Annotated in this window: 19 protein-coding genes and 1 pseudogene; 15 read left to right on the forward strand and 5 right to left on the reverse strand. The window is 44.9% G+C overall.

Going from position 1 to position 19,416, the window contains the following annotated elements; all coding sequences use genetic code 11:
• Positions 1 to 28: 28 nt before the first annotated feature.
• A pseudogene (locus tag NSS75_RS01630) lies at positions 29 to 237 on the reverse strand (hypothetical protein); the annotation flags it as partial.
• A gap of 284 nt (positions 238 to 521) precedes the next feature.
• Here NSS75_RS01630 and NSS75_RS01635 point away from each other — a divergent pair.
• The 12 genes from NSS75_RS01635 (at position 522) to NSS75_RS01690 (ending at position 11,309) form a co-directional block, all read left to right on the forward strand.
• Positions 522 to 1,580, forward strand: a complete 1,059-nt coding sequence (locus tag NSS75_RS01635) for an iron-containing alcohol dehydrogenase family protein (protein WP_339235560.1) — start codon at positions 522 to 524, stop codon at positions 1,578 to 1,580.
• 99 nt (positions 1,581 to 1,679) lie between these two features.
• Complete coding sequence (purT, locus tag NSS75_RS01640; RefSeq protein WP_095714504.1) at positions 1,680 to 2,834, forward strand: phosphoribosylglycinamide formyltransferase 2; 1,155 nt, start codon at positions 1,680 to 1,682, stop codon at positions 2,832 to 2,834.
• Positions 2,835 to 2,985: 151 nt separating this feature from the next.
• Positions 2,986 to 3,924: a serine protease gene (locus tag NSS75_RS01645; RefSeq protein WP_024120062.1), complete on the forward strand. Its 939-nt coding sequence runs from the start codon at positions 2,986 to 2,988 to the stop codon at positions 3,922 to 3,924.
• On the forward strand, positions 3,887 to 4,291 hold the full coding sequence (locus NSS75_RS01650) for a DUF2606 family protein (protein WP_024120063.1): 405 nt from the start codon (positions 3,887 to 3,889) through the stop codon (positions 4,289 to 4,291). Before NSS75_RS01645 ends, NSS75_RS01650 begins: the two co-directional genes overlap by 38 nt.
• A gap of 175 nt (positions 4,292 to 4,466) precedes the next feature.
• Complete coding sequence (locus tag NSS75_RS01655) at positions 4,467 to 5,363, forward strand: alpha/beta hydrolase (protein ID WP_339235566.1); 897 nt, start codon at positions 4,467 to 4,469, stop codon at positions 5,361 to 5,363.
• Positions 5,364 to 5,550: 187 nt separating this feature from the next.
• Positions 5,551 to 6,084 carry a CDP-diacylglycerol--serine O-phosphatidyltransferase gene (pssA, locus tag NSS75_RS01660; RefSeq protein WP_024120065.1) on the forward strand — a complete coding sequence of 178 codons (534 nt, stop codon included), beginning with the start codon at positions 5,551 to 5,553 and terminating at the stop codon, positions 6,082 to 6,084.
• Positions 6,075 to 6,563 carry a DedA family protein gene (locus NSS75_RS01665; protein WP_024120066.1) on the forward strand — a complete coding sequence of 163 codons (489 nt, stop codon included), beginning with the start codon at positions 6,075 to 6,077 and terminating at the stop codon, positions 6,561 to 6,563. The genes pssA and NSS75_RS01665 overlap by 10 nt, the downstream gene beginning before the upstream one ends.
• Entirely contained in the window at positions 6,556 to 7,347 is a 792-nt protein-coding gene (locus tag NSS75_RS01670) for a phosphatidylserine decarboxylase (protein ID WP_024120067.1), read from the forward strand. The genes NSS75_RS01665 and NSS75_RS01670 overlap by 8 nt, the downstream gene beginning before the upstream one ends.
• Positions 7,348 to 7,404: 57 nt before the next feature.
• Complete coding sequence (locus NSS75_RS01675; RefSeq protein WP_024120068.1) at positions 7,405 to 7,680, forward strand: hypothetical protein; 276 nt, start codon at positions 7,405 to 7,407, stop codon at positions 7,678 to 7,680.
• A gap of 110 nt (positions 7,681 to 7,790) precedes the next feature.
• The gene (locus NSS75_RS01680) at positions 7,791 to 9,131 is read left to right on the forward strand and encodes an erythromycin esterase family protein (RefSeq protein WP_339235570.1); all 1,341 of its coding nucleotides are present in this window, start codon (positions 7,791 to 7,793) and stop codon (positions 9,129 to 9,131) included.
• 114 nt (positions 9,132 to 9,245) lie between these two features.
• Positions 9,246 to 10,127, forward strand: coding sequence for an AraC family transcriptional regulator (locus NSS75_RS01685; RefSeq protein WP_326365644.1), 882 nt, complete (start codon positions 9,246 to 9,248; stop codon positions 10,125 to 10,127).
• 213 nt (positions 10,128 to 10,340) lie between these two features.
• Positions 10,341 to 11,309, forward strand: coding sequence for a rhodanese-related sulfurtransferase (locus NSS75_RS01690; protein ID WP_024120071.1), 969 nt, complete (start codon positions 10,341 to 10,343; stop codon positions 11,307 to 11,309).
• A gap of 40 nt (positions 11,310 to 11,349) precedes the next feature.
• On the opposite strand, the gene gltP is transcribed toward NSS75_RS01690, so the two are convergent.
• The 3 genes from gltP to nagB form a co-directional block, all read right to left on the reverse strand.
• The gene (gltP, locus tag NSS75_RS01695) at positions 11,350 to 12,594 is read right to left on the reverse strand and encodes a glutamate-aspartate/proton symporter GltP (protein ID WP_326374443.1); all 1,245 of its coding nucleotides are present in this window, start codon (positions 12,592 to 12,594) and stop codon (positions 11,350 to 11,352) included.
• A gap of 139 nt (positions 12,595 to 12,733) precedes the next feature.
• A complete protein-coding gene (ptsG, locus tag NSS75_RS01700) occupies positions 12,734 to 14,629 on the reverse strand; it encodes a glucose-specific PTS transporter subunit IIBC (protein ID WP_339235580.1) in 1,896 nt (631 codons plus the stop codon).
• A 21-nt stretch (positions 14,630 to 14,650) separates the two neighbouring features.
• Positions 14,651 to 15,391, reverse strand: a complete 741-nt coding sequence (gene nagB, locus NSS75_RS01705) for a glucosamine-6-phosphate deaminase (protein ID WP_339235583.1) — start codon at positions 15,389 to 15,391, stop codon at positions 14,651 to 14,653.
• 217 nt (positions 15,392 to 15,608) lie between these two features.
• On the opposite strand from nagB, the gene gamR reads away from it, so the two are divergent.
• The 3 genes from gamR to NSS75_RS01720 all read left to right on the forward strand — a co-directional run bounded on the left by gamR (position 15,609) and on the right by NSS75_RS01720 (position 17,955).
• The gene (gene gamR, locus NSS75_RS01710) at positions 15,609 to 16,316 is read left to right on the forward strand and encodes a transcriptional regulator GamR (RefSeq protein WP_339235586.1); all 708 of its coding nucleotides are present in this window, start codon (positions 15,609 to 15,611) and stop codon (positions 16,314 to 16,316) included.
• A 61-nt stretch (positions 16,317 to 16,377) separates the two neighbouring features.
• Positions 16,378 to 16,653, forward strand: a complete 276-nt coding sequence (locus NSS75_RS01715; RefSeq protein WP_024120076.1) for a DUF1648 domain-containing protein — start codon at positions 16,378 to 16,380, stop codon at positions 16,651 to 16,653.
• Positions 16,654 to 16,887: 234 nt separating this feature from the next.
• Positions 16,888 to 17,955, forward strand: coding sequence for a branched-chain amino acid aminotransferase (locus tag NSS75_RS01720; protein WP_024120077.1), 1,068 nt, complete (start codon positions 16,888 to 16,890; stop codon positions 17,953 to 17,955).
• Between the two features lie 35 nt (positions 17,956 to 17,990).
• Here the strand turns inward: NSS75_RS01720 and mmuP are convergent, their stop codons facing one another.
• Positions 17,991 to 19,403, reverse strand: a complete 1,413-nt coding sequence (mmuP, locus tag NSS75_RS01725) for an S-methylmethionine permease (protein ID WP_101860213.1) — start codon at positions 19,401 to 19,403, stop codon at positions 17,991 to 17,993.
• Between the last annotated feature and the right edge of the window lie 13 nt (positions 19,404 to 19,416).

Here is a 19,416-nt window from a genome sequence, read left to right on the forward strand (position 1 = left end):
GATTCCTCCTTCTTTAGATCGCGTTCATTTATAGGTGGCAAACGTAGGACGAGTTTAAAAAAGGATGCCAATACGGCATCTTTAAAACCCGTTCCTCTTTCCATTTCGCTTTCAGCTCTGAAAAGTAGAGTCCTAGTGTAAGCGCCCCTCCAGAAGAGCAATCCGTGTCATTTTTTCCTGCAGAATCAAGATAGAAGAGATGATTGTGATAATCGGCATCATGTAATTATAAGCGCTAAAAGGAGAAAGCAGATGGTTTTCATTACCTGCTACTAAACTTATGTTTCGCCATTAGCCAATGGCATTTCTCAGGGAGGATTGGGAGACATTTGAGGATTCAATAGGCGTCAGTACTCATCCAGTTGCCGCATAGCAGAGGAACAGCTCTATGAGGCAGGATTTACAGGGGTTGCACCATTTTTCAGCGCTTATGCCATTGGCGGGTGGTTTGCGGGTAAGCGGATTGACACCATTTTAAAGAGAGTGAGATGATTGATGAAAAAATGGAGGAGAGATGAGAGATGCAGCCAGAAGATATTGTCCGAAGCGGTCCGAATCAATACATATGCAAACAAGGAATTGTAAAAGAGCTGCCGGCATTTGTGAAGGAATGGAAGCATCCTGTTGTTGTAACGGGCATCAAGTCGTATGAGGCGTTTCAAAAGTATGCTGCGATTCCGCCAGAGTGGAGAGTGATTCAGCATAAAGGGTACAGCTCGCCTGAAGCAATAAGGGAGATTGCGGAACAAGCGGCATCTGCTGATCTCATTATCGGGATTGGCGGCGGAACAGTGTTAGACACGGCAAAAGCTGTTGCAGATCATATGGATATCGAAGTCATAACTGTTCCGACAATCCCTGGAACTTGCGCGGCAAGCACGCCGCTGAGCGTGATCTATGATCAAGAAGGCAACTTTATCCGAGTCGATTATCATAAACGTTCCAGCTATTTGACACTCGTTGATCCGTTATTGCTGCTTTCTTCTCCTATCGAATATGTCAAAAGCGGAATTGGCGACACGCTTGCGAAGTGGTATGAAGCGGAAGCCATTATCAGAAATACGAAGGAGCCTGTTTCATTAATGGTCGAAGCAGGGCTTAGGCAGTCTGTCTATATTCGTGATCTTTTGCTGCAGGAAAGCCTTAAGGCTGTTGAAAGCCTTGAGAGAGGGGAAGCCTCGGCTTCTTTCACAGCTGTAGCAGAAACCATTATTACTTTGGCAGGAACTGTAGGCGGTTATGCCGGACGCTTCGGCAGGATGGCGGGTGCCCATGCGGTTCACAACGGTCTGAGTTTTATCCCGGAAACCCATCATGTACTGCACGGACAAAAGGTGGCGTACGGCATACTGATTCAGCTTGCGCTTGAGAAGAGAAATCAGGAAATTGAAGAGCTGATTCCGTTTTATCAGCAGCTTGGCTTCCCGGTGAAACTGAGTGATTTAGGCATTCATAAGGATCAAGAGCAAGCGAAGAAAGTCATTGCGGCTCATGCGTGCAAGCCGGAAGAATCGTTATATTTGATGGGTTCTTTTTGTGAAGCGGATGTTGTGGCGGCAATTAATGTATTGGAATCATAAGCTAAAATAAGGGTTTTCTTATTTTAGCTTTTTTATTGCGAAATTTTTTTTTTGAATATTTCAGTTATAATGGTTTTTGAACAGATAGGAGGGGCAAAGATGTATCAATCAAAGAAGGTTTTATTGTTAGGGTCAGGTGAACTGGGGAAAGAGGTTGTGATTGAAGCCCAGCGTCTCGGGGTAGAGACGGTGGCGGTAGACAGCTACGAGCATGCTCCGGCGATGCAGGTGGCGCATAAAAGCTATGTCATTGACATGCTGGATCGTGAGCAGATCAGACACATTATTGAGAAAGAAAAACCTGATTTGATTGTGCCTGAGGTTGAGGCAATCGCGACGGATGAATTGCTGAAGCTTGAAGAGGAAGGATTTCACGTTATCCCAAATGCGCGTGCAGCAAAGCTGACGATGGATCGGGAAGGCATCAGGCGGCTTGCGGCAGAAACGCTCGGGCTTGCGACGGCAGGCTATGAATTTGCGAATACATATGAAGAATTTGTACAGGCGGCAGCTCATATCGGCTTTCCTTGTGTCGTCAAACCGTTGATGAGTTCTTCGGGAAAAGGCCAAAGCGTATGCCGCTCAGAAGCGGACTTGGAGAGCTGCTGGGAGACGGCGATGGAAGGCGGACGAGTGAAGAACGGACGCGTGATCGTCGAGGAGTTTATCCCGTTTGAATCAGAGATTACACTCTTAACTGTGCGTGCAGTGAACGGTACGGTATTTTGTGCGCCGATCGGCCATGAGCAAAAGGATGGAGACTATATCGAATCATGGCAGCCTCATCATATGACAGAGCAGCAAATTGAAGAGGCGAAGCATATTGCGAAAGCCATTACTGATGAGCTTGGCGGGTACGGTCTGTTTGGTGTTGAGCTTTTCCTTGCGAAAGACAAGGTGTATTTCAGTGAGGTGTCTCCTCGACCGCATGATACAGGTCTTGTGACGCTGGTGACGCAAAATTTGTCGGAATTCGCGCTGCATGTTCGGGCGATTCTCGGCTTTCCGATTACAGAAATCACACAGCTTTCTCCAGGCGCCAGCCGGCCCCTCAAAGCACCGGAAGAGTCAGCGGATTACACTGTTGAAGGTTTGGAAAACGCGCTGGCAGTGCCAAATACACAAGTGCGCGTGTTTGGAAAGCCGATAACGAAGGTCGGACGCCGTATGGCGGTTGCGCTTTCTGCGGCTGACACTGTTGGAAAAGCGCGAGAGAACGCAAAGAAAGCGCTGGATCAACTATCGATTCAATAGACATGAAATAGACGGGCCTTGTCTTGATACATGGCCCGTTTTTTTTATCATCACCGCCAAAAATTGTATCATAAGAATCAAATTCTTGATTATAATGTAAAAGTCTTCCAACGAAAAGGCTGGTTGACACAAAAGGAGGGGGATGACTAAAATGAGAGTAGTCTCAAGATTCAGAAAAAAATGCTTTGCAGGGTTTACGATTTTGTGTTTGGCAACGGCAGCGGCGGTATCTTTCGGAACGCCGGCAGAAGCGGCGGAGAACCCGCAAACCTCTGTCTCCAATACGGGAAAGGAAGCTGAAGTCAGCAATAACCAGACGTCGAAAGCGGAATTGGTTTCTGATCCTTATGAAGGAACCGGAAAAACAAGCAAAACATTACACGAGCTCATAGAATCAGAAAAAAACATTAAATCCTTAAAGCCATCAAGTGTAATTGGATCTGATGAACGCGTCAGAATTTCAGGCACTACGTCATTTCCTTACAGAGCAACGGTTCAGCTATCTGTCAAATATCCCAATACCTCAAGCACTTATGGATGCACAGGCTTTTTAGTGAACCCGAATACTGTGGTAACGGCCGGACATTGTGTGTACAGCCAGGATCACGGGTGGGCTTCTTCGATCACTGCTGCGCCGGGCCGCAATGGTTCATCCTATCCATACGGCACTTATTCCGGCACGATGTTTTACTCCGTTAAAGGATGGACGGAAAGCAAAGATACCAATTATGATTACGGTGCAATAAAACTAAATGGTTCTCCTGGCAACACGGTTGGCTGGTATGGTTATAGAACAACAAACAGCAGCAGCCCCGTCGGCCTCTCTACATCAGTTACAGGATTTCCGTGTGACAAGACCTTCGGCACCATGTGGTCTGATACAAAGCCGATTCGCTCTGCGGAAACGTATAAGCTGACCTATACAACTGATACGTACGGCTGCCAAAGCGGCTCGCCTGTTTACCGCAATTATAGTGATACGGGGCAGACGGCCATTGCAATCCATACCAACGGAGGATCGTCATATAACTTGGGAACAAGGGTGACGAATGATGTATTCAACAATATTCAATATTGGGCAAAGCAATAAATACGGTAAACTGGCCGTTTTCATTTCTATTTTGTTTTTATGCGGATGCAGCTCTCAGGCGCATTCAGATTCTGCTCAGAAAGAAACAACGATTCCTGTGACCCTTCATGTGGAAGACGATGCCGGGTTACCGATGGAAGGCGTTCAAGTAACGATTGTCAAAGCGCCGGCATCAGATCAGGAGCCGAATACAGAGATCGGTGAGATTCTCGGTTTGACAGACAAAAACGGAGACATCACATGGGATACCGGGAAAAAGGGTGACTATTCCATCGCCTTGACGAAGAATGAAACGTCTGTGACACATCAAGTGTCATTAACAAAGGACAAAAAAGATAAGGTTATTCCATTAGTCTTTAAAGAATAGACGGTTTTCCTTCAAGTTTAGGAAGAGCGTCTTTTTTTTTATTGATCTTCGTATACGATCAAACTATATACTGGAAAATTGTTATATGAGATAATAAGAATGGGTATTTTTTCTTACAAGAAAGGGCAGTCTCCTTTCTCTATATATAAATGAAAGTCGGAGGAAAAAGAAAAAGATGAAACAGGATTCGATGCAGCTTGCCGCGGCTGAAGGCGGTACATGCTTTTACCAGGCTTATGATGAAAGCCTTTCTTTGTGGCCGATTGATTCGGAAGCTTTCTATGTTTCTACTCGTTTCGGAAAAACACATATCATGGCAAGTGGGCCAAAGGACGCACCTTCGCTCGTACTGCTTCACGGGGGGCTCTTCAGCTCTGTCATGTGGTATCCGAATATCGCCGAGTGGAGCGGTCAATATCGTACATATGCAGTCGATATAATAGGAGACAAAAATAAAAGTATACCATCAGCCTCTCTGGATACGAGAGCTGATTGCGCTCACTGGCTGAAAGATGTTTTTGATTCGCTTGGACTTAAGACAGCACATCTGGCCGGGTTTTCCCTTGGCGGGCTTCATACAGTGAACTTTCTGCTTGATATGCCTGAAAGAGTGGAACGAGCGGTTGTCATGAGTCCTGCTGAAGCGTTTATATCATTTCATCCGGATGTCTATAAATATGCCGCAGGCCTTAGTGAGCCGAACGGGGCTGATGCTTACATCAAGTGGCTGACGGCCGGCCGCTATCAGCTTCATCCCAAGCTGCAAAAGCAGATCAAGGCTGGAGTCAAGTGGCAGGATGAGAAAAGAAGCCTGACACCGAAAGAAAATGGCTTTCCCTACGTGTTCACAGACGCGGAGTTAAAGTCAATCACGGTTCCGATACTGCTGATGTTCGGCGAGCATGAAGTGATGTACCATCAGCAAATGGCTTTAGAAAGAGCTTCTGTATTAGTCGCGGGGATTCAGACGGAAATGGTCAAGAATGCGGGACACCTGTTACCTCTGGAGCAGCCGGACTATGTCAATAAACGTGTAATGTCATTTTTAGGCGAAAATGAAATGAGTACATAAATTGAAAAGACTGGCATTCATTGTTCAAAAGGTAACAAATGTTGTATAATAATAGAATTTGAGTGCTGCTTTTTTTCTGGCAGTCTATGTTATCATGTTTAATAGAGAGATTTTTCCTGTAACGCTGATTCGATATACAACGTCGTGTTGATATAAGGTTTTTTTCAATTGGAGGTTTGGTTACACTGTGAATTATATACCCAGTATGATTACGATAGGAAACTTTATTTGCGGGCTTTTGGCGGTTCATTCCTTAATATTTCACAACATCCATTCAGCAGTGATTTTCATTTTTACCGGCATGTTTCTCGATTTCTTCGATGGAATGGCTGCTCGTAAGCTGAATGCTGTATCTGATATGGGGAGAGAACTGGATTCATTTGCGGATCTGGTTACATTTGGCGTGGCGCCATCCATGCTCGCCTACAGTGTCGCTTTATATGCCTTGCCGTTTATCGGGATACTATGCGCGCTGGCTTACAGTATTTGCGGAATGCTTCGGCTCTCTAAATTTAATGTTGAACAAAGCAAGCTTCCGACGTTTATCGGAATGCCGATTCCATTTGCGGCAATGTGTCTCGTCATTTTATGCTTTGTGAATAACCCGATTCTGCTGGCGCTCGGCACATGCGGGCTGTCTTATTTAATGGTGAGCAAAGTGAAATTTCCTCATTTTAAAAAACACGCAGCAGAAAATCTGGAGTCCGAAAGATGGAATTAGTGCAGCAGCTGATAGCGGATTATGGTTATCTCGCTATTTTTTTAATGCTTGTTCTTGGAATTATTGGATTGCCGATACCCGACGAAGTCATGATGACAATCGTCGGTTATTTTACGCATATTGATGTGCTGAATTATGAGCTTGCCATTTTTATCAGCTTTGTCGGAGCCCTGTTAGGGATGATGATCAGCTACATGATCGGCAGAAAGGCCGGGCGTCCGTTTATCGATAAGTATGGCAAATGGGTCGGTTTGAAAGAAAAGAGAATGCTGAAAGTAGAAAAATGGATGAAGAAATACGGACCGTATTCTCTTATATTAGGTTATTTTATTCCAGGCGTCCGGCATGTGACGTGTTACTTTTCGGGAATCGGCAAAATGGAGCTGAAAACGTATATCGCGTATGCAGCGATCGGCGCCTTTTTGTGGTGCTTTATTTTTATTACAATCGGAAGGGTTATAGGGATTATTCATGTTTAATACGGCTGTAAAGATTCTGTACCGATCATTGATAGAACTGACAAACCATCGATTATCATCCTGCCTGATCAAAGGGTTTTGCGAATCGAAAATCAGTAAGCCGGTCATTCCGCTCTTCTCTAAACACTTTCAGATTAACTGGAATGATGTAGACGGAACGGCTGCTGACTACGGTTCGCTTTCCGAATTGTTTATTCGGAATATTAATTTGGAGCGGCGCCCTGTTTCAAAAGAGGCGCATGCTGTGGTCAGCCCCGTTGACGGTGTCGTTCAGACGATAGGGACTATCAATCATAATCAAACCTTTACGGTAAAGGGAAAAGACTACTCATTTGCTGAATTGACCGGCTGTAAAAGCGCTGATCATCAATACAACGGTGGATATTTCGTCGTGCTGTACTTAAGTCCGCGGCATTACCACCGTTTTCATTCCCCGATCAGCTGCACATATCAAAAGCTGGCAGAACTCGGGAACCGTTCATACCCGGTGAATCAGTTAGGATTAAAATACGGAAAAGATGTACTGTCGAAAAATTACCGAGTTGTTTATGAGTTGAATAGCGGCAATCGAAACGTGCTGATGATTCCTGTCGGCGCGATGAATATTAACTCCATCGTGCAGACCAGCACAGGTGATCAATTGAAGATCGGCGAGGAGCTGGGGTACTTTTCATTTGGTTCAACCGTCATTTTGATCTTTGAAAAAGACGCGTTCCGGCCGTCTGCTGATGTAACAGAAGGCCAAGAAGTCCAAGTCGGGCAACTGATAGGTTATGGAGAGTAAAGAAGAGGAGCTCGCAAATGGAAGCGGCGCCTCTTTTTTTGAAGAAAGGTGAGAGTGATGGAAAAACAAATCGTCAGCTGGATCACACATTATCAGCAAACCGGAGATGGAGCGGCTCTTCACAAGGTGCAGGAAGCGTGCTGGCCGATTGTGGAAACAGTTCTGCAAGAGGCGGCAACTGATGCAGAGCAAGTGAACGATTTGCGCCAAAAAGGATTGGAGCGGTTTCCATTCATCATCAGCAAATACCAATCGGATGTGCAGCTTCCGGTTGAAACGTTTTTGAGAAATACGTATCGGTTTTATTTTCATCAGGCAATGAAAGGCTCTTAAAAAAACGGCTTCTATCAGCAGAAGCTTTTTTTATATATAACTGAAAAGGAAACTTTTTCTATAACTATCTCGTAACTACTAGAGAACCTAGCAGAAAAGGAGAGATAGAATTGAAACATAAGTTAGTAAAAATGACTTTGCCGCTGCTGATCGTCTGTCTGGCGTTTTCTTCTTTTGCGGCGCCCGCCCGTGCTGCTTCTGAAGAAAAACATTGGGATCGCTGGATTGAACGGAATGCCCATCCGCTGGATTCTTCCGATGCTTCAAACAAAGATCTTCGATTTCTGAAGAAAGTGCTGAAAGGAAAACGAATCGTCCAGTTAGGAGAAACCACACATGGCTCAGGTGAGATGAATGCAACAAAGGTCCGCATGATCAAATACCTCCACGAAGAACTGGGATATGATGTACTGGCCTTTGAGTCTGGCTTTCCCGAAGTAAATGCATCCTACCTTCACATGGATCAATTAACCCCGAAGAGCATGATGAAACAATCCATTTACCCCGTATGGCACACAGAAGATGTGGTTGAACTGTTTGATTATATGAAAGAGCAAAAAGAGAAAGGTGATCCGCTTATTCTCACTGGATTTGATATTCAAAGCCTGAAGAATTCATTCGACGGTGCTGCGAATCAATGGGTAAAGGCGGTGGACCCTGAAAAAGCCGAGCTGCTTTCCCAATCAGAAAATGATTTTTTCAGCTTAGTGTCAAACAGCAAAACGATGGAAGAATTTACGCAAAAGAAAGAAGCGTTTGTGACAAACTACAGGGAGCTTATCAAGTTCGCTGACACACATGCTTCAACGCTAAAAGCGCACCTTCCGAAAGAGCCGAAAGCTTATGAGATCTTTGTGCATTCCCTTCAGCTGAGAATTGACGTAATGGAAACATACATGCTGGAAGAAATGAAAGAAAAGCTAATGGATTATCCGGAGAATATGGAGGATTTTTCATTCTTTATGAGAGACCGCATGATGGCTGAACAATTTCAGTGGGTTGCAGAAACGCTTTATCCAAAAAAGAAGATCATCGTCTGGGGGCACAATTACCATCTTCGCAAACAGAATACCAAAATGATAAAGGACTGGGTACAGCTAAACGGACCTAACATGGGTGATTATTTGCCTGAGCGGCTGAAAAAACAGACCTATACCATTGGAATCTATGCGTACTCTGGAGCCAGTCTGGATAGCACCGATAATAAGACCGTTAATCCGGTAACAAGCCCGCCGCCGGCTGGAAGTCTTGAAGACTTGCTGAAAGCTGCGAACCATCCATCGGTCTTTGTTGATTTTCTCCATACCAAAAAAAGCAAAGGAACTTCATGGATGTATACGCCGCGTACAGCGCTGTATTGGGGTTTCAAGGAGGAGCAAATGATATTGAAGGAACAATATGACGGTGTGATTTGGCTGGAGCATATAACGCCTTCTGTTATTATAAAGTGAGGAAAGAAGATCCCCTGTGTAAACACACAGGGGATTTTTACATATCGCAAAAATAATCAAAACATTTAAGGCGGGATCTTTTATTCTGAAACAGAAAGGAGATTAAAGTGTTCCATGTATTATGAAAAAGCTGTTCAGCAAACCATTGATTGGCTTGAATCACATTTGCATGAGCCGATATCTGGCAAGGATATTGTAAGCGTTTCAGGCTTTTCTAAATTTCATTTTCATCGGATTTTTCAAAAAGAAGTAGGCATGTCGGTTGCTTCTTATATACGTTTAAGACGCCTTGCGAATGCGGCAGCTGCTTTGCTTTATACAGATGTTCGCATTATCGACATTGCCTTGCATTATCAGTTTGAATCTCAAGAGGCGTTTACTCGGGCATTTAAAAAAACGTATCACATGCCGCCGGGAGCATATCGAACATTTATGAAACGTTTTACTGCAAAAAAGGAGGAATCTTGGATGGAGAAAAAAATGAAGGGCTGGGTATTAAGCGGTAGTCATCCATTTCAATTTGAAATAGGGGTTGATCGGGAAAATGTGCATCAGGGCAAGGCGTCGGGGTATTTAAAATCAACAATGGTGCAGGACATCGGGGAATTTGCGACGATGATGCAGCAATTTAAGGCGGACCGTTATCTCGGGAAAAGATTGCGTCTATCATGTTTTATCAAAACAAAAGGCGTAAAGCATTTCGCATCGCTTTGGATGCGGGTTGACAGTGCGGCTGAAGATGTTCTTCAATTTGATAATATGAGCAACAGGCCAATTACAGGAACAACCAATTGGAATCATTACGCTGTTGTTTTGGATGTTCCTGAAAATAGTGCTGTCATTTCATTCGGCGTTCAGTTATCGGGACCAGGCCAAGTGTGGATGGATCATGTTGTTTTTGAAGAGGTAGATGAGAGCGTTCCTTCAACAAATCTTGAAATGCCGGGAGAGCTTTTAGATGAGCCTGTTAATTTATCGTTTGAGGAAGAATTATAAGTATAGTTATCTGAAAAATACATGTGATTTTATTAGTAAATGAATGGAAAATACTATTGTTTTTCCCCGAACCCGCTCGCCTCCTGGGTTTGTAAGAGTTTGGATATTTTTATCAGTCTGGGCGGATGTGTTCATCTTTGAGATGTTTTCCTGTATGATATAGTAAGAGTGTGCATAACAACTAACTATATCATTGAACAGGGTGTTTATATCATGGAAAAACAATACAGAGTATTACTTTACTATAAATATGTTCCGATTGAAGAGCCGGAGGTGTTTAGAGAGCAGCATCTGGCTTTTTGTAAGGAGCTTGGTTTGTTAGGCCGTATTCTTGTATCAGCTGAAGGAATTAACGGTACGGTATCAGGTACGTTTGAGCAGACTGAACAATATATGCAAGCGATGAAAGCTGATCCACGATTTGCGGATATGGTGTTCAAGATTGATGAAGAAGAAAATCATGCGTTCAAGAAAATGTTCGTCCGTCATAAAAAAGAGCTTGTGACGCTTCGCCTTGAGGATGATGTGGATCCAAATGAAACAACAGGAAAGCATTTGAAGCCTAAAGAATTCTTTGAAAAGATGCAGGATCCTGATACAGTCGTCCTTGATGCGCGTAATGATTATGAATATGATCTCGGCCATTTTAGAGGAGCTGTCCGTCCTGACATCGAGGCGTTCCGTGAATTGCCAGAATGGATCGAAGAAAATAAAGAGATGCTTGAAGGCAAAAAGATTTTGACATACTGCACGGGCGGCGTGCGCTGTGAAAAATTCTCAGGCTGGCTGATGAAGCAAGGCTTTGAAGATGTATCACAGCTTGACGGCGGAATCGTCACATACGGAAAAGATCCTGAGGTGCAAGGAAAGCTTTGGGACGGCCAATGCTACGTATTCGATGAAAGAATCAGCGTGCCGGTCAACCGTGTCGAGCATGTCATTGTCGGAAAAGACTACTTTACAGGTGAACCGTGTGAACGGTATGTCAACTGTGCAAATCCATCATGCAATAAGAAAATCATATGCACACCGGAAAATGAATACAAATATATGCGCAGCTGCAGCCACGAATGCCGCACGAACCCAAGAAACTTATATGTACAAGAACACAATATGACGGCGGAAGAAGTTAGCGCCAGACTTGCAGCGATTGAAAAAGAAGAGCACGCTGCTGCTGAATAATATGGAAAGAACACCTCTCATGCAGAGAGGTGTTCTTTTTTTACATGCTTTCCGTTTGTCCGTTTGCGGCGGCCCATTCTTTTTGGCGGAAGGCCTTTTCCCATTTAGAAACCACGATGCAGGCGACCGCGTGTCCCGGTACATTAACACCTGTTCGGGCCATATCCATGATGCGGTCCACGCCTGCAATAATGGCGACGCCTTCGGCAGGCAGCCCCACAGCGTTTGCAGTCGCCAAAAGAACGACAAGGGAGCCCGACGGAACAGCGGCGATGCCTTTGCTGGTCATAACAAGCACAAGCATCATGAGAAGCTGCTGTGACAGCGTCATGTCTACATTGAAGGCCTGTGCCAAAAATATACAGGAAACCGATAAGTATAGGCTTGATCCGTCACAATTCAGCGATAAGCCGGAGGGAACGACAAATGATACCACCCGTTTCGGACAGCCGTATTTCTCCATTCGATCCATAAGCTGAGGAAGAACGGTTTCGGTGCTGGTTGTAGAAAACGCAATCAGAAACAGATCCCATATCATTCTCAGCACTTCAAAATACTTAATGTGAAAGATGAGACCAACAAGCGGAAAGAGGACAAAGAGGATCAGAAACAGACCAAGAAAAACAGTACCGACCAATTTAAACATGGGGAGGAGGAGTTCAATGCCATATTGGCCTACAGAGGCGGCCATCAGGGCAAGCACGCCGATAGGAGCGGTCACCATGACGATTTGCGTCAGTTTAAACATAATCTGAGCGACCGATTCAAAAAAATTCATCACTGGTTCAGAGGCTTTGCCGATGCCAGCGGCGGCAACACCGAATAAAATCGCAAAGAAAATGACAGCGAGTAAATCGTTTCTGGCCATGACATCAATAATGTTTGTCGGGATAATATCGAGGATCATTTGTTTGATATCCACGACTTTCTCTGTATAGCCCGAAAGTTCATGAATATCTTTTTTCGCTAAGTGAGAAAGATCCAGCCCGACGCCTGGTTTTAAGACATTTGCCAATAAAAGTCCCAGGCCCAGCACCAAAGTGGTGATCACTTCAAACCAGATAATGGTCTTTACGCCGAGGCTGCCCATCTTTTTCATACTTCCGCTTCCAGCAGCTCCGATGACAATGGTAGAAAATACAATCGGCACGACAATCATTTTAATCAAGCGGATAAATCCGTCACCGACAGGCCTGAGCGCCATTCCGAAATCAGGAAAAAAGTGGCCGATTACTGCGCCGATAGCCAATGCGATTAAAATTTGAAACGCGATAAATTTTTTCAAATGAATCCCCCTTTAGAATGATATGATGAGGCTTATTCATACCATTCGTGAATCAAATGCAAACCCCTTTTTTAAAAATTTATTTTGATAGCGCTTTCATTATGTTGGATAAAAAGTCCCCCGCGTCAGGGGGACTTTTTTACTTCATGTTCATACGGTTCATTTGTTCCTCAGATACATTTGTGAAAATAATAGGCGTTATGGCGGAAGCAGCATGCTGCTTAATGTAATTCAGATCAAAGGTTAGAAGCAGTTCGCCTTGTTTGACGGTTTGGCCGCTCGTGACATGAGCTTCAAAGCCTTCTCCGTTCAGCTTCACCGTATCAATGCCGACATGAATCAACATTTCCGTGCCGCCAGCGCTTGTAAAGCCAATGGCGTGCTTTGTCGGAAATATCGATACAATCTCGCCGTCAGCGGGGGCAACGACTTTTCCTTCTGTTGGATCAATCGCGAAGCCCTCACCCATCATTTTTTCTGAAAATACCTGGTCAGGCACGTCGGATAGGGAGAGTTTTTCTCCTTGTATCGGATATATAAAAGACTCTTCGGCAGGAGGCTCCTTCTGGGGCTCGGCTTCAGCACCAAGCGCCGCGGCGGCGGCCGGGACACCTCCAGCTATAATCGTTTTGATATCATCTTTTAAAGCATCTGACTTTGTGCCGAAAATCGCTTGGAAGTTGTTGTTCACTTCTAACACACCTACCGCCCCAAGCTGCTTTAGTTCGTCTTTGTTTACTTGGCTTGGCTGATGAACGGTGACACGCAGCCTTGTAATACATGCGTCGAGGTTGGCGATATTTTGCTGGCCGCCCAGCGCCTGCAATACGTGGAAGGCGAGCTGGTCTTTTGAAACAGGAGATTTGGCTTCACTTTGATCATCTTCATCTGCTTCACGGCCGGGTGTTTTCAGATTCCATTTCAAAATCGCATAACGGAACAAATAGTAATAAATGAAGGCGAAGACGATCCCGACAGGAATGACGACCCAGCCGTTTGTCGAAAGCCCGTAATTCAGCACATAGTCAATGCCGCCGCCGGAGAAGGTGTAGCCGTGACGGACATGGAACAGATCACACACGACAAAGATGATGCCGGCAAGAATAGAGTTTATTAAATAAAGCACAGGCGCGACGAACAAGAAAGCAAATTCAACTGGCTCTGTAATTCCAGTGAGCATAGACGTAAGCGCTGCTGAAATCATGACGCCGGAAATCATTTTCTTTTTTTCGGGCCGCGCGGTATGGATGATGGCAAGCGCGATTGCCGGCAGACAGAAAATCATGTAAGGGAAATCGCCCATCATAAAACGTCCCGCAGTCGGGTCTCCGGCGAAAAACCTTGTCAGATCGCCGGTTACGGTATTGCCTGTCGATGGATCTGTGTATTCGCCCATCATAAAATAGAAAGGTGTATAAAAAATATGATGCAGTCCAAAAGGAATCAGTAAGCGATAGATTGTTGCATAAAAGAACAGGCCGACCGTTGAATCGGCAATTAAGCTGCTGGCGGCGTTAATTCCGTTTTGAATTAGCGGCCAAACAAATGAGAAAATAACGCCGATGACCAATGAACTGACCGAAGTAATAATCGGGACAAATCGTTTTCCTGAGAAAAATCCAAGGACGGGGTGCAGCTCTATTGATGAAAAACGCTTGTACAAATATGCGGCAAGCAGCCCGATGATAATGCCGCCGAATACCCCCATATCAATCAGATGCTCGGCCCCTTCATAAGGAGGCTGAAGGCCGAGTAGTTTTCCCATGTTATCCAGGGTGACGGTTAAAATCAAGTATCCGATGACAGCGGCAAGTCCGGCTACTCCTTCGCCGCCAGCTAAACCAATCGCGACACCTACGGCAAAAATCAGCGGCAGGTTATCGAATACAACGCCGCCCGCATCCTTTATAATAGGAATGTTAAGTAAATCCTTGTCACCGAAACGGAGCAGCAGACCGGCTGCCGGCAGGACGGCAACCGGAGTCATCAAAGCGCGGCCGAGCTGTTGCAGAATTTGAAATGCCTTTTTAAACATAACAGTCTCCTTCTATTTGTTTTATAAGTTCTTCAGTTTTTGAGCTGCTTTTTGATCGGCGATAACGGTTACATGATTGTGTTTTTGAAGAATCGAGGCCGGTACGTCCGGCGTCACAGGGCCTGCAGCCATTTTTTGGATCGCGTCCGCTTTTTCCTCGCCATTTGCTAATAACACAATGTGTTTACTGAATTCCATGATCGTTTTTATGCCCATTGAAACGGCAAGCCTCGGCACAAGTACAGGATCGCCGCCGAAAAATCTGGCATTTGCCTGTATCGTGCTTTCAGACAGCCTGACGATTCGTGTCCGGTCCTCAAAATCAGAGCCGGGTTCATTAAAGCCAATATGGCCATTCGAGCCGATGCCAAGGATTTGAACATCAATGCCTCCCGCCTGGCGGATAAGTTCCTCATACACTTTGCACTCAGCCTCAAGCTGGGGATTGTCTCCTTGCGGGATATGAATATGGTCAGGCTGAACATTGATATGCTGAAAAAGATGCTCGTGCATAAATTTGTTATAACTTTGTGGATGAGATGGAGACAGGCCTGCGTATTCATCCAAATTAAATGTTATAACCTTTGAAAAATCAATTTCGCCTGCCTGATAGTCTGAAATGAGCTGTTTGTACAAGCCGATCGGCGTGCTGCCGGTAGCCAGACCAAGAACGGCATCTTTCTTTGCCTGTACATATTCCTTAATCATGTTAGCGCTTAACTTACAGAGATCTTCATAATGATCAGCAACGATGATCTTCATCTGACACCCCCTCAATGAAATAGACAAGCATCATATTTGTTATGATCAATTTATGATATTTGTCATTACGAATTTAGCACCATCGCCATAAAATTGTCAACGTTATTTTCTGAAAATTTGTTACAAAAGGAAGTACAAATCTTTCAAAATAGGAATGCAGATGGTATTATGGTTTCATTCAAAAAGATCGGTTTACATACAGAATGGGGAGGATGAAATGGCAGCTTTATATTCTGTTATCAAATTTAAAATCATTGAATTAATCAAGTCGGGCAAATATCAGGCGAATGATCAGCTGCCGACAGAGAGCGAGTTTTGCGAGCAATATGATGTCAGCAGAACAACTGTAAGGCTGGCTTTGCAGCAGCTTGAGCTTGAAGGATATATTCAGAGAATCCAAGGAAAAGGAACATTTGTATCGGCAGCTAAAATCCAAACGCCGATTCCGCATAAGATTACGAGTTTTGCAGAACAAATGAGGGGGCTGCGTTCTGAGTCAAAAGTGCTTGAACTTGTGGTGATCCCTGCCGATCATTCCATAGCCGAGCTGCTGAAAATGAAAGAGAATGAGCCTGTTAACAAGCTTGTCAGAGTCAGATACGCCGAGGGTGAACCTTTGCAGTACCATACCTCATATATACCTTGGAAAGCGGCACCGGGATTAGCGCAGGAAGAGTGCACCGGATCTCTGTTTGAATTATTAAGAACAAAATACAATATCGAAATCAGCAGGGGGACGGAATCGATCGAACCGATTTTAACGGATGAAACGATCAGCGGGCACCTGTTAACCAATGTTGGAGCGCCTGCATTTTTATCGGAATCCCTCACCTATGACAAAAATGAAGATGTAGTAGAATATGCACAAATTATTACACGAGGAGACCGAACGAAATTCACCGTAGAACAGTCATATCAATCGTAAAGCAATTGAAGATAAAGAAAACGCTTTATTGTTTTAGGATGTAATGAGGAGGACTGGTTCTATGTTTCTATTGATGAATGAGAAAGTGGTGTGGGGGTCTGTCATTGCGGCTGTCATACTCTCTATGGTGTTTTATCCTTTTCTTCCGGCAGATATGCCGATTCATTATGATGTAACGAACAGCCCGGATTTGACGGTCAATAAGCTGGCTGGAACAGCTATTTTGCCGGCCTTGATGATTGTTTTTGCATTGGCGCGGAAGGTCAACTGGCAGTTAGGGATCGCGGTTTATATTCTGCTGATTGGTCATGCCGTCATTTTGTTTTTAGCAGTTTAACGAAAACAGCCGGAAAAATCTCTGGCTGTTTTTTCTTTAACTTCACCTTCATCTTACACTAAATGTAGTGTATAATAGCCGAAGACGATAAAGAATATTCTGACATTTATATTTGAGCCCTCTTATATCAAATGAGAACGGAAAACCGCCTGTAAAAAAGAAAGGCATTACCGATTTGCAGCTCAAAATTGACAGAAAATTTAAACAAATTCATCTAGAAAGGTGTGCTTATCAGTGAACAAGCTTATTGAACGAGAGAAAATCACATCAAAGAAGGAAAAACCAGACCCTTCATCCTTAGGGTTCGGCAAATACTTTACAGATTATATGTTTGTGATGGATTATGAGGAGGAAAAGGGCTGGCATCGTCCAAGACTTACTCCTTATGCACCGATTATGCTCGATCCATCCTCTTCTGTTTTCCATTACGGCCAGGCTGTTTTTGAAGGTTTGAAAGCATACAGAACTGAAGATGGCAGGGTGCTGCTGTTCAGGCCGGAGCAAAATATTAAAAGGCTGAACAGATCATGTCAGCGAATGAGTATGCCTCCTGTAGACGAAGAGCTGGTGCTGGAGGCACTGACGCAATTGGTCGAGCTGGAAAAAGAGTGGGTTCCGAGGGAAAAGGGAACGTCGCTGTATATTCGTCCGTTTGTTATTGCCACTGAACCGAGTCTCGGTGTAAAGGCGTCAAAAAACTATACATTTATGATCGTGCTTTCGCCTGTCGGCTCTTACTATGGCGATCAGCTGCAGCCGATTAACATCTATGTGGAAGATGAGTTTGTGCGGGCAGTTAATGGCGGAGTCGGAAATGCCAAGACGTCAGGAAATTACGCGGCGAGTCTTCAGGCGCAGCAGAAGGCGAATGAATTAGGCTATGATCAGGTGCTATGGCTGGATGCCATTGAAAAGAAATACGCGGAAGAAGTAGGGAGCATGAATATCTTTTTCGTCATAAATGGAGAAGTTGTGACTCCTGCATTAAGCGGAAGCATTTTGAGCGGGATTACACGAGCTTCTGCTATTGAGCTGATCAGAAGCTGGGGCATCCCGGTCCGGGAAGAAAAGATATCGATCGATGATATTTATGCAGCCTCCGCACGAGGGGAATTGACAGAGGTATTCGGCACAGGTACGGCTGCGGTTGTTACGCCTGTCGGCGAACTCAATATTCATGGAAGAACGGTGATTGTGAACGACAGGCAAATAGGAGAAATCTCAAAAAAGCTGTATCAAACGATAACTGACATTCAGCTTGGAAAAGTGAAAGACCCGTTTCATTGGACAGTGGAAGTATGAGGATAGAAAAAGAACCTGCCTTGGAGCAGGTTCTTTTATTTTGAATGGGTCATATCAGCGGCCGGACGGCTTTTGCGGTTTTTCGTGTAATACACCGCATAGCAGATGGCCATAAACGGCACACCGCAATATAACGCGATTCTTTGATTCGGATCAAAGGCAATGCCAATCACGGATGCCAGACATAAAAGAAATGCGGCAATCGGCACAAATGGGTACCAAGGCGTTCGGTATTTCAAATCTGTGACCTTGTTTCCCGCTTCCAGATAACGTTTTCTGAACATGAATTGAGAAGCGGCGATGCCCATCCAAACGACAACGACGGCAAAGCCGGAAATCGACACGAGTATAACGTACACCGTGTCTGGCGCAAATACGCTGGACAGTAATGACAGGATGCCGCCAATCATGCTGAACACCAGCGCGTTTAGCGGGATTCCCTTTGATGTCAGCTTTGCAAATGTTGGGTGAAGCGTCTGTTCTTTTGACAGTGACCAAAGCATACGGGACGAAGCGTAAAGTCCGGAATTAGCGGCTGACAGGATGGCTGTCAGAATGACAAAGTTCATGATGTCAGCTGCGTATGGTACACCGACTCTGTCAAAGACTGCAACGAATGGGCTTTTGATAACGCCCGCTTCTTGAATCGGAATCAGCCCTGAGAGTACAAAAATGGTTCCGATAAAGAAGAGTGAGAGACGCCAGACCGTTGTTTTAATCGCTTTTGGTATGGTCTTGTCGGGATCGACGCTTTCTCCCGCGGCAATTCCGATCAGCTCAGTTCCCGAGAAGGCAAAGTTGACAGACAGCATGGTCATGAAAATGGGGACAAATCCATTCGGAAAGAGCCCGCCTTCCGCTGTGAAGTTTGACAGCATCGGAGCAGCGCCCCCGTCTTTGATCGGGATGATGCCGAACATAGCGGCGCCGCCTAAAAGAATAAATAATACAATGGCTAATACTTTAATGCTGGAAAACCAAAACTCTGATTCAGCGAAAAACTTGACTGAAAACGCGTTGAGCAAGAAAATCAACAAAGCAAAAACGGCGCTCCACATCCAAACAGACGTATCGGGGAACCAGCGCTGCATTAGCAGGCCTGCCGCTGTGAACTCAGATCCCAATGCAACGGCCCATGTGAGCCAGTACAGCCAGGCGACCGTAAAACCTGTGCCCGGCCCTATGTATGTTGCTGCATAGGTATGAAACGCGCCTGTCACTGGCATGGCTACAGACAATTCGCCAAGGCACAGCATGACCAAATAGACAATTCCCGCCCCGACTAAGTACGCAAGGATGGTTCCGGCAGGGCCTGCTTGCTGTATGGTATAGCCTGAGCTTAAGAACAGACCGGTTCCGATGACGCCTCCTAATGAAAGCATAAAGAGGTGTCTGCTTTTCATACTTCTCTGAAAGTTTGTCTCATTCTTGTTGTGAGCGGATTTCATCTTTTTCCAACTT

The sequence above is a fragment of the Bacillus sp. FSL K6-1012 genome, from assembly GCF_037964915.1.
Classification (GTDB): Bacteria; Bacillota; Bacilli; order Bacillales; family Bacillaceae; genus Bacillus; species Bacillus halotolerans.